This window comes from Kitasatospora sp. NPDC093558 (assembly GCF_040683475.1).
GTDB lineage: Bacteria > Actinomycetota > Actinomycetes > Streptomycetales > Streptomycetaceae > Kitasatospora.
On sequence record NZ_JBFBDY010000647.1, the window covers coordinates 1 to 3431 of the forward strand.

Sequence of the window (3431 nt, forward strand, 5' to 3'; positions counted from 1 at the left end):
GCTGGATGCTGACGACCCAGGGTGCGCGGGCCGGGTTGGGCGCCACGGAGTCAGCTCGCGGCGGCCGGACCGGACTTCCAGCTGAGGGTGACGTCGAAGTGGCCCTCGGTGGCGGTCTTGGCGATGACGACGCCGGCCTCGGCGTTGAGCTTGATGCCGAAGGAGACCTCGATCTCCTCGGGCTTGAGGTGCCGCAGGACCGCGAGGACGGATTCGAGGGTGGGGCGGCAGGCGGTGAGCGCGGCGTCGAGGCGGTGCGCGGCCTCGGCGATGCCCTCCTCACTGCGGGAGACGAGCTGGATCCCGGGGGAGTCGTCGTCGACCTCGACCACGAGGGAGGAGTCGTCCGGTCCTTGGAAGCGCAGCAACTCCGGCATGGTGACTCCTACTTGGTGACGTCGTGCGGTGTGCGACCGTCGCAGGATAGCGGGGGGCGGGGGTGGGGTGGGGGTGTTTGGCGGAGTCGGGGCCACGGGGTCGGCGAGGTCGTGCGAACGGGCCCGGGTGCGTGGGTGGTTGCGGGTGTCGGGCGGGCGATTCGCCGCTACCATCGGGGCCCGGACGTGGGCACGGCTGGGGGGCGAACTGCTCGGTATCAAGTCAATTCTGTTGTGCATCAGCACTTCTGAGTGAGTGTTATGGTCGCTACATGAACTTCGAGGAATGGGCGATAGCGAGCGGTGTGCACCCGCACACGGCCTATTGCTGGTTCCGTGGAGGTACTGGCCTCGTTCTGCGCCAGCCTGTAAGGTTGCCGGTCGGCGAAGAACCGCGCCCGCAGGGCTCTTGAGGCCGCTGAGCATGGCTGAGTCGGGGAAGAAGCCGCTGCGGGAGATCGCCCGGCCGTTCGTCGCTGACGGCCCATCGGGCGTAAGTATCCGGGACCGCCTCAAGGGCCTCACGCCTGAGGACGACAAGGTGTTGCGCCTGGTTGGCGAGCACATGGGACACCTGGCCTCCCGTGATCTGGCGGCGCGGTGCCGGGACGGCCTTGAGCATTGCACTGACACGTGGGCCCGGCGCAAGCGGGAACTGACGGCGGAGTCGTCGTCCCGGTGGGCCGGTTCGGTGACGTCGAACACGCACGATCAGTGGGGTCTGTCGCGACGTGCGCAGTGGGCGCACCTGGTGTCGCTGGACGCCGGTATCCGTACGATCCGGCACCGCTTGTCGCTGCCGGTTGGGGAGAAGGGCAGCCGGGGCAGGCCCGGCGGCTACCGCAGCAAGCACGAGTGGTTCCACAAGACCCGTCGCCTGGCGATCCTTCAGGCCGAATATGATCGAGTCCGTGCCGAACGGGAAGCCGGGAAGGTCTCCGTCGCAAGGGGCGGCCGTCGGCTGCTGCACCAGCGTCACAACCTGGCTGCTGCCGGGAAGACACCGGAGCAGTGGAGTGCGGAGTGGGAGGCGTCCCGTTGGTTCCTGACTGCTGACGGCGAGTCTGGCAAGCGGTTCGGGAACGAGACGATCCGGGTCACTCCCGACGGCGAGGTCAGCGTCAAGCTGCCCGTCCCCCTCGCGGACCTGGCCAACAGTAGGCACGGCCGGTACGTCCTCGCCGCCCGGGTGGGCTTCCCGCACCGGGGCGACGAGTGGCGTGACCGCATCACCGGCAACCGGGCCACCGCCTACCGCATCCACCTCGATGTGACTCGTGACCGGTGGTACCTAGACGCGTCGTGGACCCGCAAAGACCTCCCCGTCATCCCCCTCAACACGCTGCGGGCCGGAGGTGTGGTCGGCGTCGACGCCAACGCCGACCACCTCGCCGCCTGGCGGCTAGACCAGTACGGCAACCCGGTCGGGCAGCCGCGCCGCTTCGACTACGACCTGGCTGGCGCCGCCGCCCACCGCGACGCACAGCTGCGCCACGCCCTCACCCGCCTCCTGCACTGGGCCAAGGACTGGGGCGTGCAGGCCATCGCGATCGAAGACCTCGACTTCGCCGACTCCAGGACCCGGGAGAAGCACGGCCGCAAGAAGCGGTTCCGGCAGCTGATCTCCGGCATCCCCACCGGCAAACTCCGCGCACGCCTCCTGTCGATGTGTTCGGAAGCCGGTATCGGCGTGATTGTCGTCGATCCCGCCTACACCTCGATGTGGGGGGCCGAGCATTGGCAAAGGCCCCTCTCCACTGACCGTCGCCCCGTCAGCCGCCACCAGGCTGCGGGCGTGGCGATCGGACGACGCGCCCTCGGACACCGGATCAGGCGACGGACGGCACCGCCCCCACGCGACCAGAGCGATCGTGTGGGGCATCGGACCGCCCAGGCCCGACCCAGTGACCGGGGGCGTGAGGAAACCCGCCCCCGCATCCTCGGACCACGGACACGATCCGTGTCGCCGATTGCGGAGCGAACGCGGGCGACCAGGATGTCCAAAACCGTTCGGGATGTCCGCAGTGCACAGGGTTGGGTCCAAGGCTCACTTCTACTCACTGATGAGGAACGGTTGCGTGGAGCTGGCCAGGCGGGAGATCGCGGAAGCGCTGGAGGCGGTGGGCGACGGTGAGGTCGTCGCGTCGCTGCGGGTGCTGGGGGCCGCGCTGCAGTGGGTGTGCGCCGAACTGCGCGGGATCGACGGCGGGCCCGGCGGGGCGTCCGCGCTGGAGGCGCTGTACGAGCTCGACGACGCGCTGACGGCCGGGGAGGGCCTGCGGGAGGCGGTCGACGTGCTGTTCGACGCGGTGCGCGCCGGGGCGGCCGTCCGGCGCGACGTGGGTGACCTGGCGGACCGGCTGCGGGCGGCCAAGCGGGCCGTGCAGGCCGAGCGGGAGGCGCTGGACGAACTGGAGCAGCGCGAGCGGGAGTTGCGCCGTCGGCTCGCCGAGCTCACCGAACTTCGGCGCCAGGTGGACGAGTTGCGGCGCCTGGAGCGGATCGTCTCGGCGCTGGACGGGCTCGCCCGGCAGCAGGAGGTGATCACCACGCGCCTGTTGGCGCTGCGCGGCAAGGACACCGGCGTCGAGGACGTCCTGCGCACGAGTGCCGACCGGCTCGTGCGGCTGTCCGAGGAGCAGCTCGCCGCGCTCTCGCCGCAGACTCGCGACCGGCTCGCCCGCGCCCAGGACGTGGACGACCAACTTGCCGTCGAGCAGCGGCGGTTCGAGGAGAGCGGCACCCGGCTCGCCGAGGTGCGGGAGCGGCTGGACGGCGTGCGCACCCGGCGCGTCGAGCAGCTCGCCTCGCTGCGGCTGCACGCCCACGCGGACGCCGAGCTGGCCCGCGCGCTCGCACCCGAGAGTCCCGAGAGTCCGGAGAACGCGGAGGCGGACGGTGAGGCGAGATCGGCGCTGGAGGAGGCGGAGGCGCTGGCGGCCTCGCTGGAGACCAGGCTCAAACGGGTGGACGAGATCCTCGCCGGCTTGCTGGAGCGCCGAGAGCAGGCGGACGGCGGGACGCACGCCCCCCTCTCCTGGGCCGATCGCTAGG

Annotated in this window: 3 protein-coding genes; 2 read left to right on the plus strand and 1 reads right to left on the minus strand. The window is 70.8% G+C overall.

All coding sequences use genetic code 11. The annotated features are described in order from the left end of the window. Positions 1–50: 50 nt before the first annotated feature. The gene (locus AB0O00_RS33070; protein WP_363658117.1) at positions 51–377 is read right to left on the minus strand and encodes a CU044_2847 family protein; all 327 of its coding nucleotides are present in this window, start codon (positions 375–377) and stop codon (positions 51–53) included. A 424-nt stretch (positions 378–801) separates the two neighbouring features. Here AB0O00_RS33070 and AB0O00_RS33075 point away from each other — a divergent pair, with 424 nt between their 5' ends. Both AB0O00_RS33075 and AB0O00_RS33080 read left to right on the plus strand, forming a co-directional pair. Beyond that, positions 802–2511, plus strand: coding sequence for an IS200/IS605 family accessory protein TnpB-related protein (locus AB0O00_RS33075; RefSeq protein ID WP_363658119.1), 1710 nt, complete (start codon positions 802–804; stop codon positions 2509–2511). After that, complete coding sequence (locus AB0O00_RS33080) at positions 2456–3430, plus strand: hypothetical protein (RefSeq protein ID WP_363658121.1); 975 nt, start codon at positions 2456–2458, stop codon at positions 3428–3430. The genes AB0O00_RS33075 and AB0O00_RS33080 overlap by 56 nt, the downstream gene beginning before the upstream one ends. Position 3431: the final 1 nt, after the last annotated feature.